This window comes from Paenisporosarcina sp., assembly GCF_049671445.1.
GTDB lineage: Bacteria > Bacillota > Bacilli > Bacillales_A > Planococcaceae > Paenisporosarcina.
The window spans coordinates 1-19,092 of record NZ_JBATUX010000045.1 but is presented as its reverse complement, the minus strand read 5'-3'; the positions used below and the strand labels follow the sequence as shown (position 1 = coordinate 19,092).

16 protein-coding genes are annotated in these 19,092 nt (G+C 38.6%); 11 read left to right on the top strand and 5 right to left on the bottom strand.

The window, feature by feature from the left end; translation table 11 throughout:
* Positions 1-38: 38 nt before the first annotated feature.
* From WBG45_RS06515 to WBG45_RS06505, 3 genes are all read left to right on the top strand, one after another.
* Positions 39-1,046, top strand: coding sequence for a FecCD family ABC transporter permease (locus WBG45_RS06515; protein WP_424413066.1), 1,008 nt, complete (start codon positions 39-41; stop codon positions 1,044-1,046).
* 755 nt (positions 1,047-1,801) lie between these two features.
* Positions 1,802-2,647 (top strand): D-amino-acid transaminase, encoded by an 846-nt coding sequence (dat, locus tag WBG45_RS06510; RefSeq protein ID WP_424413064.1) that lies wholly within the window; start codon positions 1,802-1,804, stop codon positions 2,645-2,647.
* A 232-nt stretch (positions 2,648-2,879) separates the two neighbouring features.
* Positions 2,880-4,901, top strand: a complete 2,022-nt coding sequence (locus WBG45_RS06505) for a penicillin-binding transpeptidase domain-containing protein (protein WP_424413063.1) — start codon at positions 2,880-2,882, stop codon at positions 4,899-4,901.
* A gap of 41 nt (positions 4,902-4,942) precedes the next feature.
* On the opposite strand, the gene WBG45_RS06500 is transcribed toward WBG45_RS06505, so the two are convergent.
* On the bottom strand, positions 4,943-5,149 hold the full coding sequence (locus tag WBG45_RS06500; protein ID WP_424413061.1) for a hypothetical protein: 207 nt from the start codon (positions 5,147-5,149) through the stop codon (positions 4,943-4,945).
* A 222-nt stretch (positions 5,150-5,371) separates the two neighbouring features.
* On the opposite strand from WBG45_RS06500, the gene WBG45_RS06495 reads away from it, so the two are divergent.
* On the top strand, positions 5,372-6,724 hold the full coding sequence (locus tag WBG45_RS06495; protein WP_424413059.1) for a glucoamylase family protein: 1,353 nt from the start codon (positions 5,372-5,374) through the stop codon (positions 6,722-6,724).
* 54 nt (positions 6,725-6,778) lie between these two features.
* Here WBG45_RS06495 and WBG45_RS06490 read toward each other — a convergent pair whose 3' ends face one another.
* Both WBG45_RS06490 and WBG45_RS06485 read right to left on the bottom strand, forming a co-directional pair.
* A complete protein-coding gene (locus tag WBG45_RS06490; RefSeq protein ID WP_424413057.1) occupies positions 6,779-7,426 on the bottom strand; it encodes a hypothetical protein in 648 nt (215 codons plus the stop codon).
* An 84-nt stretch (positions 7,427-7,510) separates the two neighbouring features.
* Positions 7,511-8,896, bottom strand: a complete 1,386-nt coding sequence (locus WBG45_RS06485; protein ID WP_424413055.1) for an alkaline phosphatase — start codon at positions 8,894-8,896, stop codon at positions 7,511-7,513.
* 293 nt (positions 8,897-9,189) lie between these two features.
* Between WBG45_RS06485 and WBG45_RS06480 the strand changes: the two genes are divergently transcribed.
* The 7 genes from WBG45_RS06480 to WBG45_RS06450 all read left to right on the top strand — a co-directional run bounded on the left by WBG45_RS06480 (position 9,190) and on the right by WBG45_RS06450 (position 17,091).
* Entirely contained in the window at positions 9,190-10,449 is a 1,260-nt protein-coding gene (locus WBG45_RS06480; protein WP_424413054.1) for an ATP-binding protein, read from the top strand.
* 162 nt (positions 10,450-10,611) lie between these two features.
* Positions 10,612-11,334 carry a GntR family transcriptional regulator gene (locus WBG45_RS06475; protein WP_424413052.1) on the top strand — a complete coding sequence of 241 codons (723 nt, stop codon included), beginning with the start codon at positions 10,612-10,614 and terminating at the stop codon, positions 11,332-11,334.
* Position 11,335: 1 nt separating this feature from the next.
* Positions 11,336-12,880 (top strand): gluconokinase, encoded by a 1,545-nt coding sequence (gene gntK, locus WBG45_RS06470; RefSeq protein WP_424413050.1) that lies wholly within the window; start codon positions 11,336-11,338, stop codon positions 12,878-12,880.
* A 23-nt stretch (positions 12,881-12,903) separates the two neighbouring features.
* Entirely contained in the window at positions 12,904-14,250 is a 1,347-nt protein-coding gene (locus tag WBG45_RS06465; RefSeq protein ID WP_424413048.1) for a GntP family permease, read from the top strand.
* Positions 14,251-14,268: 18 nt separating this feature from the next.
* On the top strand, positions 14,269-15,672 hold the full coding sequence (gene gnd, locus WBG45_RS06460) for a decarboxylating NADP(+)-dependent phosphogluconate dehydrogenase (RefSeq protein ID WP_424413047.1): 1,404 nt from the start codon (positions 14,269-14,271) through the stop codon (positions 15,670-15,672).
* Between the two features lie 601 nt (positions 15,673-16,273).
* Entirely contained in the window at positions 16,274-16,417 is a 144-nt protein-coding gene (locus WBG45_RS06455) for a hypothetical protein (protein ID WP_424413045.1), read from the top strand.
* A 164-nt stretch (positions 16,418-16,581) separates the two neighbouring features.
* Positions 16,582-17,091 (top strand): GNAT family N-acetyltransferase, encoded by a 510-nt coding sequence (locus WBG45_RS06450; RefSeq protein WP_424413043.1) that lies wholly within the window; start codon positions 16,582-16,584, stop codon positions 17,089-17,091.
* Between the two features lie 113 nt (positions 17,092-17,204).
* Here the strand turns inward: WBG45_RS06450 and WBG45_RS06445 are convergent, their stop codons facing one another.
* Together WBG45_RS06445 and WBG45_RS06440 are read right to left on the bottom strand one after the other, a co-directional pair.
* A complete protein-coding gene (locus tag WBG45_RS06445) occupies positions 17,205-18,320 on the bottom strand; it encodes a branched-chain amino acid aminotransferase (protein ID WP_424413041.1) in 1,116 nt (371 codons plus the stop codon).
* Between the two features lie 262 nt (positions 18,321-18,582).
* Entirely contained in the window at positions 18,583-18,978 is a 396-nt protein-coding gene (locus WBG45_RS06440; protein WP_424413039.1) for an NUDIX hydrolase, read from the bottom strand.
* Positions 18,979-19,092 lie beyond the last annotated feature (114 nt).

Here is a 19,092-nt window from a genome sequence, read left to right as displayed (position 1 = left end):
TTCTTGTACATTGTACGAAAAGGAGGGCAAAGTTTCTCATGATAGAAAAATCCATTATTCGAAAACAACGGTTATTGTTGATTGTCTTTTCGGTATTGATTACGGCAACAGCGGTCATTGGACTTGGTCTCGGGTATTCCTCCGTGTCATACGATCGAATCATTCCGACGATCCTTGGACAAGGGGAATTTAAAGAAGAATTCGTTCTTTTCTCTGTCCGTCTGCCTAGGATTGTCATTACGCTTTTGGCGGGAATGGCACTGGCCTTATCGGGTGCTTTGCTCCAAGGGATTACACGTAATGAACTGGCGGATCCCGGAATTATCGGTATTAATGCGGGTGCTGGTGTTGCAGTTGCGATATTCTTTTTATACTTTCCTGCAGAAGCCGGTTCATTTATTTACGTTTTGCCATTTGTAGCCTTTCTAGGTGCTTTGCTGACGGCAGTCATTATTTATGTCTTTTCTTACAGTAGAACGACCGGTATGCAGCCAGTGCGTCTGGTATTGGTAGGGGTAGGTATGTCCATGGCTTTATCAGGCGCCATGATTGTAATGATTTCTTCTGCCGATCGTATCAAAGTAGATTTCATTGCACGCTGGCTTGCTGGCGATATCTGGGGAACAGATTGGCCGTTTGTCTTAGCAATCCTACCTTGGTTGATTGTGCTCGTGCCTTTTGCTTTGATGAAGGCGAACCGCCTAAACATTCTAGGGTTAGGTGAACCAGTGGCAATTGGTGTTGGCCTGTCGGTGCAAAAAGAACGTATTGTTCTGACGTTAGCTGCAGTTGCATTAGCTGCTTCTGCCGTGTCAGTTACTGGAGGTATTTCATTTATTGGCTTGATGGCACCTCATATTGCTCGAACTCTTATTGGTCCTCGTCACCAGTTGTTTTTACCCCTTAGTTTGCTGATTGGTGGTTGGCTTCTACTCATTGCAGACACAATTGGTCGTAATATCGTAGAACCAAATGGTCTTCCGGCTGGGGTGATGGTGGCATTAATCGGCGCACCATATTTTATCTATTTACTAACAAAAAAATAATATCATTTGAAAATGCTCTGTTCATCGCAATTTGCGATGGGCAGGGCTTTTTTTATTTAGGCTTTGATAAACGGTAGGTTGTTTATTGTACATTTGCGCTTGCCGCATCTTAATAGTAAAAAGGTGAGTCGATTTCATAAATCATAAAATTGGATAAAAACACGAACATTCTAAAAATAGAGATTCTGTCGATTTCCGTTACGGTCGGACGCTTTCCGCGGGTGGTCCGTGTGCCTCCTCGTTCGCTACGCTTTCTGCGGGGTCACACCTGGACACACTTTTCCCGCTGGAGTCGCCGCCCTTCACTCCAATCAAATGACCGAAATTCTTAACAAATAAAAAGGAAGACCCTTCAAATATTAGAGTATCATCCATCAAAAGGCATTTATAAAATTGATTCAAAAATCAGCAAAAAACAAAAACCTATTGCTCCTGCGGTTACTCGTCGCACAAGAAATTGCTCCTGCATCGCTTCACTAGTTTCGTCACAGAAAATTTTTCACTCAGCTAGCTTCGTTGTAGAAAAATTTTTGCTCCTTGATTTAAGATAATAGTGTTTATTTTCGATAGATTATAAACGACAGGAATAATTTGGGTGGAAGTCCCATATTATTTATCGAGAAGATGAGGATGTTAGTAAGAACGCAGGAATTTTTAAGTAAGTTGTTGTAAACCGGACTAATGCACTTCATATCTCTTCAGGATATGGGGTGTTTTTAGATTGATGATTAGTTGCATAAAAGGGGGGAACTCGAATGATTTTATTTAATAGAGGGTTTATGGAAAAGGATGATGCAATTGTTGATATTGAAGATCGCGGATATCAATTTGGGGATGGAGTGTACGAGTTCATTCGCGTATATGACGGTGTCTGCTTTGAAATGGAAAGGCATGTGCAACGTCTAAAACTTAGTGCATTAAAAATAGAACTGGCATTGCCTTATCCATTGGAGGATATCACGCGTAATTTAAAACAACTTGTTGAAAAAAATGGATTGTTGAATGGATATATTTACGCACAGATTACACGTGGAGTCGCACCTAGAGCCCATCATTTCCCTGGAAGTGCTTCTTCTGTGCTGGTAGCTTATGTTCAACATGCGGAACGTCCAGTGGAAAAAACGACACACGGCATTCATGCCATTTTGACTGAGGATATTCGCTGGAAGAGATGCGATATTAAAAGTTTAAACCTATTGCCAAATGTTCTAGCGAAACAACTTGCCAAAAAACATGGTTGTGATGAGGCGATTATGCATCGCGGAGCGACTGTGTCAGAAGGAAGTTCATCCAATGTGTATATGGTTGAAAAAAATGTCATCTACACCCATCCAATAAATAACCTGATTTTGAACGGAATCACGAGAATCGGAGTACTTGAAATGGCGAGAGAGAATGGTTTCCGAGTCGTTGAAGAAGCGTTTACCGTTAACGAACTACTCGAAACGGAAGAAGTATTTATCACTAGTACCGCGATGGAAATATGTCCGGTTGTTCAAGTCGATCAAACGCAAATCGGCAGCGGTCAACCTGGCCGAGTCACTCGAACATTACAACAAGCATTTGAACACCGTATAGCTTTAAATAGTGGTGGTAATTAATTAAAACTGTATCAAAAATAGAATAGGTAAGAGGCTGCTGAAATTGTATCTTCAGCAGCCTTTTTTCTATGAGCAGGAGGTTTTATTTTTTGTTTACCAAAAGAATGGTAATTAAAACAATATTAATGGCAATATGTTACCATTAATAGACAATCTCGAATAGGTGAAATGGTCGAGTGAATGATTTGATATTTATTAAAGAACCTTTGGGTGATAAATTGGAGGCTATGAAATGAAAAAGGGTTTGATGGGTGTTTTATCACTATTATTTGTCATCCTTTTGACTGGGTGTCAGGAGGAAGCTACGCCAGAAGATCGATTGGCGGAATATGTGAGTCACTGGAATAAAGGTGATTTTGCTGCCATGTACAAAGACTATTTGAACAAAGGGACGAAAGAACTTTTTAGTAAAGAGAATTTTGTAGAGAGACAAGAAAGTCTGCAAAAGGATTTGGGCATTGAAAACGTCAAGGTAACTTATAAGAAGCCAGCAAAAGATACGGAATGGAATGCGAAGAAACCTGCAGATTTTCCGATAAAAGTGTCTATGGATACAGTTGCGGGTCCAGTGGAATTTGAGAAAACAATTACATTGGTGAACGAAACACGTGATGAAGCTGAAAATTGGTTTGTGAAATGGGATACATCGTTCATTTTTCCTGAACTTGGGGAAAAGGATACAGTCGGTATTTCTACTAGTCAGCCTGCCCGCGGTGAAATTCTTGACCGAAATGGACAACCCATTGCGATTAACGGTAAAGGGGAAGAAATAGGTGTTGTACCAGGGAAATTCACGGATGAAGCAAGTAAGACAAAGCTTGCAGAACTGTTGGGTACATCCGTTGAGTATATTGATCGCCAGTTAGATCAGAGTTGGGTCAAACCCGATCAAATTGTACCGATTGAAAAAGTAGCAAAGAATGAAACTACATTATTAGACGAGGCCATTAAAATTTCGGGAGTAACGTATCGGGAAACACCGATGCGTGAATATCCATATGGAGAAGCATTGTCCCATGTATCGGGTTATATCGGAAGCATTACAGCTGAACGATTGAAGGAACTAAAAGGTAAAGGATATACAGAAGCTGACCTTATCGGGCGTCAAGGGATGGAGTTGTTATTGGAAGATAGGCTTCGTGGTTCGAGTGGCGTACGTATCTATATCAAGCCGCCTGAAAAAGGCGCTGAGACGATTACGGTTGCTGAAATACCTGCTGTAAATGGCGAAACGGTTTCATTGACGATTGACGCTGAGTTGCAGGAAAAAACGTATCAAGCGATGAAAGGTGAAGCGGGTACAAGTGCTGCTGTCAATCCGAAAACCGGTGAAACACTTGCTCTTGTGAGTTCACCAGGATTTGATCCGAGCGAATTTATGCTCGGCATGAGTGGTGAAAAGCTCGAGGAACTGAAGGGAAGACCTTTGAATCCACTATTAACACGGTTTGCGTATTCTTATGCGCCAGGTTCAACAATAAAGCCCATCACTGCTACTATTGGGATGGAAGCCGGAACTCTTGACCCAACTGAAGGTTTAACGATTAACGGTCCAACGTGGAGCGACCCTTCTTGGGGAGGGGATTACAAAGTAACACGTGTCCATCCTGAAGCACCGAATCCAATTGATTTAAATAAAGCACTTGTCTATTCTGACAATATTTATTTTGCTCGAGAAGCACTTGATATGGGAACTGAAACTTTCATTGAGGGGCTAAATGGCTTTGGTTATGGAGAAGAAATTCCATTCATTTATAATTTGAAGGCTTCGCAAATTTCAAATGACGGCAAAATTGCTTCTCTAGGAGCGCTTGCGGATACATCATTTGGACAAGGGGAGATGTTGACAAATATTTTGCATCTAGCTTCGATGTATGAAGTCTTTATAACGGACGGTGTAATGTACAAGCCAACGCTTTTAATGGAAGATGAAAAGAGTCAAGTGTGGAAAGAGGGACTTGTCAGTGCTGAAAATGCGGCGATTCTTCGCAAGAGCTTACGCAATGTTGTCGTAGATGGCTTTGCTCCAGCTGCCAATCTTCCGTCAGTTCCGCTTGCAGGAAAGACCGGTACAGCTGAACTAAAAGCAGGGGGAGAAGAAAGAGGCAAGGAAAATGGGTTCTTTGTTACGTATAACTCCGAAAACCCTACCTTTATTCTTGCGATGATGATTGAAGGTGTAGAAGATAACGACGGCAGTGCGTATGTCGCTGAGCTTGTTTCTACTATTTTTGCACCAGGTAGTGGCGAATAAAACAAATTTCATATCAATTTGTAAAGACTCTATTAGCCAGCTTAGGCTATAGAGTCTTTTTGAAGTTGAAGTTTGAAATTATTTTCTGTCCACTCACTTGATGTTTTCGTCCATTCAACTAGGATTTCCGTCCATTCACTTGATGTTTCCGTCCGTTCAACTAGGATTTCCGTCCACTCAATGACCTTTTTCGTCCATTCGCTTGGAGAGAGACAGTATTCCACTGGAGAAAGACACCAGTTCCTCATTTTTAAGTCGCTTGGCGCTGACAAATTAATTTACCAGAATCTACTTTCTATAGCCCAATATAACTTCGAACAAGAATTATTATCGATTCGTTATACCTAAGACACAATGTGAGTAATTAACCAATTAACAGAATATTGAGAAATAATCTCATATTTCATGTTAAACTGTTGTTGAAACGTTTCGACAAATAACCAACTATTGAAATTTGAGAGGAGAAAATCATGAATAAAGTGAAATTTGTAAGTTTGTTAATCGTCTTCAGCTTTTTTACGAATTTAGTCCTTACACCAAGTGCTTCAGCAAGTGATTTTGGAAAAGAGGTTGCTTTACAAGCAGAATTGAAAGCGATTGCAAAGAAGACCTATAAATATTTTCAGGATCATACAGATCCAAACACAGGGATGACTTACGATGAGGTGCGTTTTACTGATGAAGGTAAGACAGAAGCAGCTCATACATCTCCAACAAATATTGCGATGTATATGATGAGTACCGTATCAGCGGAACAGATGGGCATTATTACAAAAGAGGATGCTGTTAAACGACTTCAAGTATCAATTAACACGTTAGAAAAGCTAGAGAAATGGAATGGTCTTTATTACAACTGGTACTATACGAAAGACGGCACACTAAAAAAAGACTGGGGACAATTTATCTCTCAAGTTGATAATGGTTGGCTTTCTGCAGGATTAATTGTCGTTGGACAAGCGTATAAAGAATTGAACGGACAAACTAGTACACTCGTTGAAAATATGGATTATTCAACACTCTATGATGCAGAAGTTGGTCAGTTCCGTGGTGGATATGATGTGGCCGCAGGAAAACTAACTGATCATCATTATGGAATGTTTTACACTGAGCCTCGTGTAGGAAGTTATATTTCGATTGGTAAAGGGGACGTACCAAAAGAACACTGGTGGAAAATGTATCGAACTTTACCTCAAGAATGGGATTGGCAAGCACAAATTCCAAATGGATATACCACTCAATATGATGGGGTTTCTGTATTTGAAGGACACTATGAATATAGTGGAATTAAGTATGTTCCAAGCTGGGGAGGAAGTATGTTTGAAGGTCTTATGCCAGGTATTGTTTTAAAGGAAAAAGACCTTGGAACAAAAGCGTTAGGTTTAAATAATCAGCGTCATGTGGATGTTCAAATTGCTTATGCAAAGGAAAAAGGATATAAAGCATGGGGCTTCTCTCCAGCCGCTACTCCTGACGGTTATAGTGAATTCGCCGCTACTCCTCTTGGTACATCGGGCTATAAAGATGGGGCAACCGTTACAGCGCATGCTACATTTTTAGCTCTAGATTATGCACCACAAGAAGTTCAGAAAAACATAAAAGCGTTAAAAGAGTTCGATTTATATAGCAAGTATGGTTTTTATGACTCTGTAAACGTCGAGACTGGGGAAATTGCAAAAGCGTATCTTGCACTCGATCAAGGGATGATTATGGTGTCTATTGCTAATTATCTTGAAGATGGTGTGATTCGTGAATACTTCCATCAAGATCCGATTGGGAAAAAACCAGAAGAATTATTAAAACAAGAAGAATTCTCTATTCAATAATATAGAACATAAAACCACCAGGGGCCTAACATCCTGGTGGTTTCTTATTCATATCTAGAAGTTGATTTTTATTTTTTGTGAATCGATAATTTTCTCTTCGTCTTTATTAAACACATCACTTGTCGTTATTTCAATCCATTCAAGGTCTTCAGTGGACGTTAATATGAATCCTAAGTTGCCCTTTTTTATTTCATTTCCTTCTATCTCACCGTTTAATTCTTCAAGATAAATATCCTTTTCCCAATCTAGTTTTTCGCCTGTGCTCGTTTCTATAAGGGCAATTGGCGCGAAGTTCATTTTTTCTGTGGAAGTGTTCTCAATTTCAAGAAATACTTTTACAAAATCAAATTCCTCTTCTTGTGTTAACACATGAAAGTAATCGATAAGGCTGTAATCTGGTCTTAGGTGAATGATTTTCATATCTTTCACAGTGAGTTTTATTGGACCTTCTTCATAAGTCTTATTGACTTGATTAATTGCTTTTAACGTAGCTTCACCTTTTTCGTCTGAAACAGATTGTCCAACCTCTAGTAGCGAACGATCATCAGTCACTTGTGGATTAGAATCGTAGTCATTCAAATAATCAAGATTTGCTGGTTTTTCTATTGCAGGGGCCGCATTACTATTGGAACATCCTGATATGACTAGTAGAAAAAATGCCATTAAGACTAAATGTTTTCTCAAAAGTAATCCTCCATCCATATGTCATTATTTGAAAAGAAGGTCTGACTCAAAATAACAATGTCAGACCCTTTTGACGATATTAAGCATGTTCCAGCTAGAAATTTATTTGTCGTCAATAATCATTTTGTTTTTCCCCTTTTGTAAAATATCAAAAATGATTTTTGCATGGTCTGTATTTTCTATTTGACCTGCAAAACGTTCAGAAGAAGGTCCAAAGGCATAAACAGGGACATCCTCGCCAGTATGACCACTAGTAGTCCAACCTGTGTTTGATCGTTCGTCAAAGATTTTTTCAATGGCATTATCAATATCTACTTCTTTTTTAGTAGCTACATCCTTCACAGATTGAATCTCTTTAGAAGTCAGCTCAAGGTCAATGTATTTTTGGAGTGTTTCTTCTACGTCTGCACCTTTTACAATTTCAGCTGCCATGAAATCAGGTGTGCGTTTTGCGGCTTTAATTGGCTCACCAAACCAGTTGTAAATCCCATTGGCTCCAATAGAGTAACCACCAGTGGAGTGATCAGCAGTTGCGATGACTAAGGTATGCTTGTCTTTTTTTGCAAATTCAATGGCTGCTTTAAATGATTTTTCAAAGTCTTCCATTTCACTCATAGCTGAAACTATATCATTGTCATGTCCAGCCCAGTCAATTTGGCTTCCTTCGATCATTAAGAAAAAACCATCCTTGTCTTGATTTAAACGATCAATAGCCGAAGTTGTCATGTCTCCTAAAGAAGGCGTATCTTTTGAACGGTCAATCATTTTTGGCATACCGCGTTCAGCGAACAAACCCACAACTTGTTTATTCGTATCCTTGAATAAATCTTCCTTATTGGTTACATAACTAAAACCATCTTTTTTAAATTCTTCAACAAGGTTCCGATCGTTTCGAGCAAACAAATCAGTTCCTCCACCAAGAAGAACATCCACTTTATGCTGACCATTCACTAAATCATCATAATAATCATCAGCAATCGCATTCATGTTTTTACGACTTTCATCATGTGCACCAAATGAAGCTGGAGTTGCATGAGTTATTTCAGATGTGGCAACAAGTCCAGTTGCTTTTCCTTGCGCTTTCGCAGCTTCCAATACAGTTTTAACTTCTGATCCATCATTATCTACAGCAATGGCGTTATTGTATGTTTTAATACCTGCAGACATCGCGGTTGCAGCCGAAGCAGAGTCAGTTATGTTTTGTAATGGATCTTCTGGATATGTCATTTGTTGACCAACTAGATATTTATCGAGCTCTGTACGATCTGCGAATTTTGTTTTGGGAGTGTCTTGTAGATAACGGAAAGCAGTTGTATAAGAAACGCCCATTCCATCCCCAATTAAAAAGATGACATTTTTAATTTCTGCATCGTTGCCCTTTTTTTCTTTTGCTTCTGCAGAAGGGATCGACCCTCCTAAGCTAGCAAATGCAACAGATGTCATAACAGCGAAAGGTATAAGTTTCTTTTTGAAGTTCTTATTAAACATTCATCATTCCTCCTAATCCTCGAATAAACCGAGTATAGACTACTAGTTTTAATTTTTAATGAAGGGGAGGTAATGGTTATGTAAATGCACATTAAATTATTGTAACAAGCTCTTTTTTAAAATTAGAAATGTAAAAAGCACATTAACAACCTTATTAGTATTAATATTTTTAAATTAGTATTGCAAGGTAGATAAAGAATAGGTAATCTAAAGTTAGAATATTCTAACAATGTCTAATGGTATATATATTTGTCATATTGAGGGATTATTTATGTAAAAGGTCGGGTGCTGAAATGGATATTATCACAAAAGACTTGCTTATAAATTTTCTATTCATCCTACTTCCATTATTTTTGCTACAAATGTTTTATTTGAGGAAGTTTGTCTATAAAATTGATAATTTGAAAGATACGCTTGTCACCATTCTTTGCATGATATCAATCATCCTTTGTATGCTGTTTCCTTTTTCAGTTGCGGACGGGCTATATTGGGATTTACGGAGAATTCCTTTCATTATCGGTATTTTGTATGGCAGAAAAAATACGGCTTTCATTTTGTTGTCATTCATGCTTTTTATTCGCCTTATGCTCTGGGGGGTAACGGATGGGTTGTATATTTCAATTATCACTTTTACCTCAATGGCAATTATTCTTAGGTATGTAGCCCGTTATTATTTAAAAATGTCATTAGAAAAAAAATTATGGATGAGTGGATTGTTAGTTCTATTATCAACGCAAGTGACGTATTTCACTTCAACCATGCTTTTCAATGTGAATTTGACTAACAAGATGTGGATTGAATATTTTGTTATCACAATCGTGGGAACGCTGATGGCAACTCTGTTGATTGAAATGATTCGAATGAACTCGGATTTGTTGGAGAAGGTTATGAAAGCAGAGAAATTGGAAGTGGTTAGTCATCTTGCTGCGAGCATTTCGCATGAAGTGAGAAACCCGTTAACGACGTGCAAAGGATTTTTGCAACTTTCCTATGAAGAAGAAAAGTCACCTGAAATTAAACAGTACCTAGGCACCGCTATTCAAGAGCTCGACCGGGCAACAGATATCATTAGTGATTACTTAACGTTTGCTAAACCAGCACCAGAAAAAGTAGAGAAGGTATTTATTTTCCAGGAAGTTGAAAAAGTCGTAAATGTTCTAACTCCATTGGCAAATATGCATGGCGTTCAACTATTCACCAATTGGGGAGAGAATGAGCAATCTTATATTTCGGGAGATCGGAAAAAATTCGAACAATCCCTAATCAATATTGTGAAAAATGGTATTGAGTCGATGCCAAAGGGAGGGAAAGTGCAAATCAACATATTTGCTGACTACCCTATGGTTCGCATTGAAATACGAGATGAAGGTAAGGGGATGACGCAACAACAGATTAATCGTCTGGGAGAACCATATTTCACAATGAAGAACACCGGAACTGGCCTCGGGATGATGGTATCTTTCAGTCTGATTAAAGGCATGGGAGGGCAAATTAAGGTGGACAGTGAAGTGGGAAGATGGACATCTTTTATGATAGAGTTCCCTATGACTTAATAACTAAGGGAGTAGAAGGCAGCTGAATGTGCATCTTCAGCTGCCTTTTCCTATGGGAAAATAAGCAATGGCCATGAGCAATAAAAGCGTTTACATTTTAATATATGTGTACTATCATACTTGTATACAAGTATGCAGAACTTAAATTGAGGAAGTGAAATCATGACTAAATCAAATGGATTTGTCTATCCTTCGAAATGGAATGCAAGCGCTTCCACTGGAGTGCGTTTGGCGTGTGAGCTGAGAATTCGTATAATTTCTGGCATGATTCAGCAGGGCAGCGTGTTATCCGAAAATAAATTAGCGGCGGAATTTGATGTTAGTCGATCCCCAATCAGGGAAGCACTAAAAATTTTGGCTTCGGAAAATATAATTCGCTTAGAGAGAATGGGCGCAGTTGTTGTTGGTTTATCTGATCAGGACATTAAGGAAATTTATGATGTGCGCTTGCTCATAGAGACGTTTGTTTATGAACGGATTTTGAAAATAGATACGAGCGAGCTTGTAAGAGAACTTAGTAAAATACGCGAAATGATGGAAGTCGCTATTAAATATAAAGATGCAGATGAGTTTTCCTATCAAGATGTGTTGTTCCATGAAACGATTATTCGGTCCATTAATCATTCTTATATCTTACTGATTTGGAATAACACGAAACCAGTTATGGAGAGTTTGATTCTGTTATCAATGCGGATGCGAATAGAAGAGAAGTCAGATGATTTTTTACGTATCTTAAAAAATCATGAGATTTACATTAAAGCGATTGAAACAAAGGATCGAGAGATTATGATTCAAGCTTTACATCAAAACTTTGAAGATGTTCAAGGTACAGTAGAAGACCTTTGGATGTCGCAACAAATGCTCACGACAGAAGGGGAGCAATAAAATGACGAACTATATGTTAGGCGTAGATATAGGAACGACCAGTACGAAAGCGGTTTTATTTACCGAAAAAGGCGAAATTATTCAACAAGAGAATATTGGTTACCCTCTTCATACACCAGATATTTCAACGGCAGAACAGAATCCGGAAGAAATCTATCAGGCGGTCTTACAAGCTATTAAGAATTGTATGGCATTTTCTCAAATCTCCTCGGAGAACTTACTATTTATCTCTTTCAGTAGTGCGATGCATAGCGTAATTGTGGTAGATGAACATGACCAACCGCTAACGCAGTGTATTACTTGGGCAGATAATCGAAGTGAAGCTTGGACTCGTAAAATAAAAGAAGAGTTAAATGGTCACGAAGTTTATAAACGGACGGGGACACCGATTCACCCGATGTCGCCGTTAAGTAAAATTACGTGGATTGTGAATGATCGACCTGAAATAGCTACCAAAGCGAAGAAATATATTGGCATTAAAGAATTCATTTTTAAAAAGTTCTTTGATCGATATGTGGTAGATCACTCTTTGGCTTCAGCGATGGGGATGATGAATCTTAAAAATCTAGATTGGGATGAAGAAGCGTTGCAAATTGCAGGTGTTACGCCTGAGCAACTTTCAGAGCTTGTGCCCACTACGGAGATTTTTACGAATTGTAACCCGGAAATCGCACAAGAGCTTGGTATAGGTACGCAAACTGCATTTGTCATTGGCGCAAGTGATGGGGTACTTTCGAATATCGGGGTAAATGCCATTGGCAAAGGGGAAGTAGCAGTAACGATTGGAACGAGTGGTGCCATTAGGACCGTTATTGACCGTCCACAAACAGACGATAAAGGTCGGATATTTTGTTATGCATTGACCGAGAAACATTGGGTAATAGGTGGTCCTGTTAACAATGGTGGAATGGTTTTGCGTTGGATTCGAGATGAATTTGCATCATCAGAAGTTGAGACGGCAAAAAGACTTGGCATTGATCCATATGAAGTGTTAACCAAAATTGCTGAACGTGTTCGACCAGGTTCAGATGGGCTGTTATTCCACCCTTATTTAGCTGGTGAACGTGCACCACTGTGGAATCCTGACGTGAGAGGGTCATTTTTCGGGTTAACGATGTCGCATAAAAAAGAACATATGATTCGAGCTGCTTTGGAAGGCGTCATTTACAATCTCTACACTGTGTTTTTGGCCTTACTTGAAGTGATGGATGAACCAGTTGTACGTATTCAAGCAACAGGGGGCTTCGCTAGGTCAGATGTGTGGCGCCAAATGATGGCTGATATTTTCGATTTGGAAGTGGTTGTTCCAGAAAGTTATGAAAGCTCATGTCTAGGAGCTTGTATTTTAGGATTATATGCTACTGGTAAAGTCGAATCATTTGATGTGGTATCTGAGATGATTGGCAGCACATTTAAGCACACACCAATAGAAACTGATGTCCAGGAATATCGTGAGTTATTGCCGATATTTATTAATTTATCGAGGGTATTAGAGAAAGAATATACAAGTATTGCAAGGTATCAAAGGAATTTAATTAAAAAATAGAAATTAATTTTGGGGGAATTGTCATGCCGTTAGTTATTGTTGCGATTGGAATCGTCACGTTACTTGTTTTAATTATGGGATTCAAATTAAACACGTTTGTTTCATTAATTATTGTCTCTTTTGTTGTTGCTTTAGCTTTAGGTATGCCATTAGATAGTATTGTTGGTTCTATTGAAGCTGGACTAGGCGGGACACTTGGCCATTTAGCATTAATTTTTGGTCTAGGTGCAATGTTAGGTAGTTTAATTGCTGATTCTGGAGGCGCGCAACGCATTGCGATGACCCTAATCGACAAGTTCGGTGAAAAAAATATTCAATGGGCGGTTGTAGTTGCTTCATTTATTATTGGTGTTGCATTGTTCTTTGAAGTAGGATTAGTATTATTAATTCCGATTGTATTTTCGATTTCAAAACAATTACGAGTGTCTATTTTATACTTAGGGATTCCGATGGCCGCTGCACTATCAGTGACACATGGTTTCTTACCGCCTCACCCGGGACCTACAGTAATAGCTGGAGAGTACGGAGCTAATATTGGGGAAGTTTTACTTTACGGATTTATTATTGCTATTCCAACCGTAATCATCGCGGGTCCTTTATTTACGAAGCTTGCTCAAAAACTTGTACCGGATTCATTTACACGTACAGGTGATATCGCTTCTTTAGGTGAACAAAAAACGTTTAAAATTGAAGATACACCTGGTTTTGGTATCAGTGTATTTACAGCGATGTTCCCAGTTATTTTAATGGCGATCGCGACGATTATTACCATGATTCAAAAAACAAATGCAATAGATGATAATGTGTTTTTCGAAGTTGTTCGTTTTGTAGGTAATGCTTCTACTGCTATGTTGTTATCTTTACTGCTTGCTGTATATACTATGGGTCTAGCTAGAAATATTCCGATGAAAACAGTCATGAATACTTGTTCAAAAGCAATCGCAAGTATTGGGATGATGCTACTGATTATCGGTGGTGGTGGTGCTTTCAAACAAGTACTAATTGATGGTGGAGTTGGTGACTACGTTGCGGAATTATTCAGCGACACGACATTATCACCTATCATACTTGCGTGGACAATCGCTGCTATCTTACGTATCGCATTAGGATCAGCTACTGTTGCTGCTTTAACTACAGCCGGTTTGGTGATACCCTTATTAGGTGCAACTGATGTTAATTTAGCTTTAGTCGTACTAGCAACGGGAGCAGGAAGTTTAATTGCTTCACATGTAAATGATGCAGGATTCTGGATGTTTAAAGAGTTTTTCGGTTTAACGATGAAAGAAACATTTGCAACTTGGACATTGCTTGAAACGATTATTTCTGTTGCTGGACTTGGGTTTATATTATTATTAAGTTTAGTCGTTTAAAAAGGAGTTTGAAGTTATATGAGTAATACGATAGGCGTTTTGGGCTTAGGTGTCATGGGCAGCAGTATCGCTTTAAACATGGCGAGTAAAGGTGAAAAAGTTGCTGTCTATAATTACACGAGAGATTTAACAGACGTGCTTATGCAAAAAAATGAATATGAAGAAATGTATCCATATTATACACTTGAGGATTTTGTGCAGTCGTTACAATCTCCAAGAAAAATCTTTATCATGGTCACAGCAGGTCCAGTGGTAGATGCAGTGATTCAATCACTCGTTCCTCACCTTGAGAAAGGCGATATCATCATGGACGGTGGGAATTCAAATTATCAAGACACGGCACGAAGATTTGATGAATTGAGCACTCACGGAATCAATTATTTAGGGATTGGTGTGTCTGGTGGTGAAGAAGGAGCTTTGAAAGGTCCTTCTATCATGATTGGCGGAGAAAAAGAAGTATATGACAAGGTGGCATCTATTTTCACGAAGATTGCAGCTCAAGTTGACGGAACTCCTTGCTGTGCTTACATGGGTCCTAAAGGAGCAGGTCATTTTGTGAAAATGGTGCATAACGGTATCGAGTATGCCGATATGCAACTCATTGCTGAAGCCTATACATTCTTAAGAAATAGACTTCATCTTCCGTTACATGAAATTGCCGATATCTTCGAAAAGTGGAATCAAGGGGAACTGAAAAGTTATCTGATTGAAATCACAGCTGATATCTTAAGAAAAATGGATGACAAAACTGGCCAACCACTTGTTGACGTTATTCTCGATAAAACAGGTCAAAACGGCACAGGTAAATGGACAAGCATTCAAGCAATCGATAATGGAATCCCGGTTTCAATTATTACCGAATCATTATTTGCTCGTTACCTTTCTTCAGTAAAAGATGAGCGAGTTCATGCATCAGCAATACTGACAGGACCAGAGGCTCAACTTGAGGAATTAGATCGTGAGCTGTGGATAGAGTGTGTACGACAAGGTTTATATATGGGTAAAATATGTGCTTATGCGCAAGGGTTTACGCAATATAAAATCACCTCTGAACTTAATGGATGGAACTTACCATTACAAGATATCGCGCTTATTTTCCGAGGCGGATGTATCATTCGAGCGGAGTTCTTAAACACGATTAGTGAAGCGTATGAAGCACAAGAGTCATTAGCTAATTTATTGATTGCGCCAACCTTTGTTGAAAAAACGAAGGCGTATCAACTAGGGATGAGAAAAGTGGTAGCAGAAAGCATGTTGTCGGGTATGTCAGCTCCATCATTAAGTGCTGCGCTGACTTACTTTGATAGTTACCGTACAGGCGATTCCAATGCCAATCTATTACAAGCACAACGCGATTATTTCGGTGCACACACGTATCAGCGTACAGATATGGAAGGCTCTTTCCACACAAACTGGAAATAACCGATAACAAATTAAAAGACCTTTCGAGAGTTCATGTGAACTTTTGGAGGGTCTTTTTAAGGTTTAATAAAGTTTGAGTTACTTTGAAGCAGTAATCATGGAGTTTTTTATCGTTTCGCCGATAGAATAGGCTTATCCGCTGATAGTCGACAGAAACTCGCTGATAGACGACAAAAATCCGCTGATAGTCGACAGAAAACCGCTCATAGTCGACACGAATCCGCTCATAGACACGCTTTTGTTTTCTGGAAATTGGTTTTGTGAAATTGTATGGAATATTTAGGGGACATTGGATACTGCGCAGAGAAACAGGCAGAGTGAGGGATACTGTGAAGCAGTAATCATGGAGTTTTTTATCGTTTCGCCGATAGAATAGGCTTATCCGCTGATAGTCGACAGAAACTCGCTGATAGACGACAAAAATCCGCTGATAGTCGACAGAAACTCGCTCATAGACGACAAAAATCCGCTCATAGACACAACAAAACGCTATCTACAACATAGACAAGCAGCAGAGAGTGCAATTTTCACTCTCGATTTTTTAATTGGTATATTCCTTTTTGTGATGGGCATATTAACCTTAATAGAAAGGGTGATTGATATGATGGATAAAAATAAACTGGCTCAACTGGATAGTGAGCAATTACAAGAAATTAGTGAGCTCGAAGCTAAAATTGGAGTTACGCTTGTTGCGTATGATAGTATGGCAACCTTAGATGAAACACCACCACCTTCACCTTCATAAAAATCTTATAATGAAAAAATGGCATCCTTAATGGGTGCTTTTTTTGTGTGCAAAAAAAACTTAAGAGTGAGTGGATGAACTAAATATCCTGTGAAGAAGGAGTTTCTCTATTTTAAGGAGAATTTTAGTGAAATGATTCTTTTTGTAATGGAGGAGATAGTGGAATGGACATAACAATTCGCGCTGTTCAGATAAAGGATGCTAGTTCAATACATTGTATTTGTATACAGGATGGCGTTTTACCGTATATGGTTTTTCTTCCAAGCATGCGAGTAGATGCTATGGAAAAAAGACTGCAAAACTTAGGTCCGAATCAATATGAATTTGTTGCTGAACTCAATGGTCTTGTTGTTGGATTTATCGGTTTAAGCCAGGGACAAGGTCGACGTTCACATACAGGTGATTTATTCATAGGTGTAGACAGTGAACATCATAAAAAAGGGATTGGGAAATCACTACTTACGAAAATGCTTGATCTTGCAGACAACTGGCTATTACTTGAAAGAGTCGAACTTGGCGTCCTCGTAACAAATCCTGGTGCACAAGCTCTGTATGAGAAATTCGGATTTATAATAGAAGGAAAAAAGAAAGGTAGTCTAAAAGCTAACGGTACTTTTATCGATGAAATAATGATGGGTCTTCTTCATCCGAAGGGACTTCTAACTCGAATTTAACTTATATATTAAAGCCAATACCCAACCTAACCCAATTTATATTTTCAATATTTTAGTAAGTGAATACTAAAAAGGCTCTCCATTTCCAACAGGAAATAGAGAGCCTTTATTTATTAACGATTGCTTAAACTAGCGTGTAGCATCGCCTCGACGTCACTAGGTACTTCTTGAACCCAACCAAATGGATCTTCGATTGTTCCTGTTTGAATACCTGTTAACGTGTCGTACAATTTTTGTGAGACTTGACCCGTTTGGCCATTATTAATTGTCATTTTCTCATTTTTCCAGAACAATTCTCCGATAGGGGCAATGACAGCTGCAGTGCCGGTGCCAAATGCTTCTTCTAGTTTTCCGTCATCATAGGCTTGTTTAATTTCATCAATTGATACACGACGTTCTGATACAGGTACACCCCAGTATCGAAGTAAATGAAGGATAGATTTGCGTGTGATTCCTTCTAAAATACTGCCGTTTATTGCAGGAGTCACTACTTCTCCATCAATTTTAAAGAAAATATTCATACTGCCTACTTCTTCAATATATTTACGCTCAACACCGTCTAGCCAGAGTACTTGGGAATAGCCTTGTTCACCAGATAGTTGCTGTGCTTTTAAACTAGATGCGTAATTACCTCCTGTTTTTGCAGTACCAGTTCCACCAACAACGGCACGAACAAATTCGCTTTCGACAGAAATTTTTATAGGTGAAAGTCCCTCTTTGTAATAAGAACCTACAGGAGACAGAATGATAATGAATTGATAGTTAGTGGATGGTGCGACACCTAAATAATGTTCGGTGGAGATAATAAACGGGCGAATATATAAAGATGTGCCTGCTGCTACAGGAATCCATTCACGATCAATTTGAATGAGTTGCTTAAGTGCCTCTAATGCAAGTTCTTCATCAATATGAGGAATGCATAAACGATCATTTGATATATTAAATCTCTTAAAGTTTTGATCAGGTCTGAATAAAAGCACTTGTTCTTTTTTGGTTAGATATGCCTTTAAACCTTCGAAAACTGATTGACCATAATGGAAAATTACCGACGCGGGATCTAATGAAATATTTTGATAGGGAATGATCCTTGCGTCGTGCCAGCCAAGTCCTACTGAATAATCCATAATAAACATATGATCGGTAAAAGTTTTACCGAACTGAAGATTATCCGCTGGCGGTTTTTCCTTTTTGGTTGTGCTTAAAGTAACGTTAAAATTGTAAGTTGTCATAGTTCCATCTCCTTGTTTTATATTTACGGGGATTTAGATAACCCACAATAGTTAAACTGTATTATACATCTTTTCAGAATCTTTTCACAAAAAGATTTTATGAAATTTATAAAGGTAATATATTCCTTGAAAATTAGAAGATATAAGGTAATTTACTAGTATAAAAGAGTGGTAAATTTCTCCTTTCTTGAGACATCAGAAAAAGAGCTTGGAAAGTATCTCCAAGCCCATTTGTTGTACTGTGCAGTTTTAGAAGTGTTCGCTAGTTGAAGTTAAATTGTATTTTTAATGAGATTTCTTTCGGTTTGACGTCAAAGGATGATAGTTTCTTTATGTCTATCCATATTGGCAAATATGTTCCTCGATCTCTATTTTCATCGGTGTATTCTTCACCTTGCCCAGTACCAAAAACTCCTTCGATAATTTCAGCTAAGAAAAAGTATTGTGTACCGTTAAACTCTAACTTCGCAAAGCACTCAGTAACGTTGACTTTTACACCCAATTCCTCTAAGGCTTCTCTCTTTGCTCCTGTCTCAGGATGTTCACCGTCTTCAATACCACCTCCAGGGAAAACATAATAAACAGAACCGTTCCTAATTCTTTTAATCAGTCCAACCTTGTTATTTTTCACAATTACAACAGCAGCTCTATCACGCAAAAAATTATCCTCCAATGTGACACACGTCTTATTGAATTAAACTGTACCAATGGTTAAGCAAGAAAACGATGTTAATTATCTAAATCATCATCAATAAAGAATTTTTTATTTTCT

Coding starts and splice junctions, on each gene's coding strand:
- gntK (WP_424413050.1), top strand. CDS start 11,336: ATGACGAACTATATGTTAGGCGTAGATATAGGAACGACCAGTACGAAA.
- WBG45_RS06485 (WP_424413055.1), bottom strand. CDS start 8,896: ATGTTTAATAAGAACTTCAAAAAGAAACTTATACCTTTCGCTGTTATG.
- WBG45_RS06480 (WP_424413054.1), top strand. CDS start 9,190: ATGGATATTATCACAAAAGACTTGCTTATAAATTTTCTATTCATCCTA.
- WBG45_RS06445 (WP_424413041.1), bottom strand. CDS start 18,320: ATGACAACTTACAATTTTAACGTTACTTTAAGCACAACCAAAAAGGAA.
- WBG45_RS06490 (WP_424413057.1), bottom strand. CDS start 7,426: ATGGATGGAGGATTACTTTTGAGAAAACATTTAGTCTTAATGGCATTT.
- WBG45_RS06495 (WP_424413059.1), top strand. CDS start 5,372: ATGAATAAAGTGAAATTTGTAAGTTTGTTAATCGTCTTCAGCTTTTTT.
- WBG45_RS06500 (WP_424413061.1), bottom strand. CDS start 5,149: ATGAGGAACTGGTGTCTTTCTCCAGTGGAATACTGTCTCTCTCCAAGC.
- gnd (WP_424413047.1), top strand. CDS start 14,269: ATGAGTAATACGATAGGCGTTTTGGGCTTAGGTGTCATGGGCAGCAGT.
- WBG45_RS06455 (WP_424413045.1), top strand. CDS start 16,274: ATGATGGATAAAAATAAACTGGCTCAACTGGATAGTGAGCAATTACAA.
- dat (WP_424413064.1), top strand. CDS start 1,802: ATGATTTTATTTAATAGAGGGTTTATGGAAAAGGATGATGCAATTGTT.
- WBG45_RS06465 (WP_424413048.1), top strand. CDS start 12,904: ATGCCGTTAGTTATTGTTGCGATTGGAATCGTCACGTTACTTGTTTTA.
- WBG45_RS06505 (WP_424413063.1), top strand. CDS start 2,880: ATGAAAAAGGGTTTGATGGGTGTTTTATCACTATTATTTGTCATCCTT.
- WBG45_RS06475 (WP_424413052.1), top strand. CDS start 10,612: ATGACTAAATCAAATGGATTTGTCTATCCTTCGAAATGGAATGCAAGC.
- WBG45_RS06450 (WP_424413043.1), top strand. CDS start 16,582: ATGGACATAACAATTCGCGCTGTTCAGATAAAGGATGCTAGTTCAATA.
- WBG45_RS06515 (WP_424413066.1), top strand. CDS start 39: ATGATAGAAAAATCCATTATTCGAAAACAACGGTTATTGTTGATTGTC.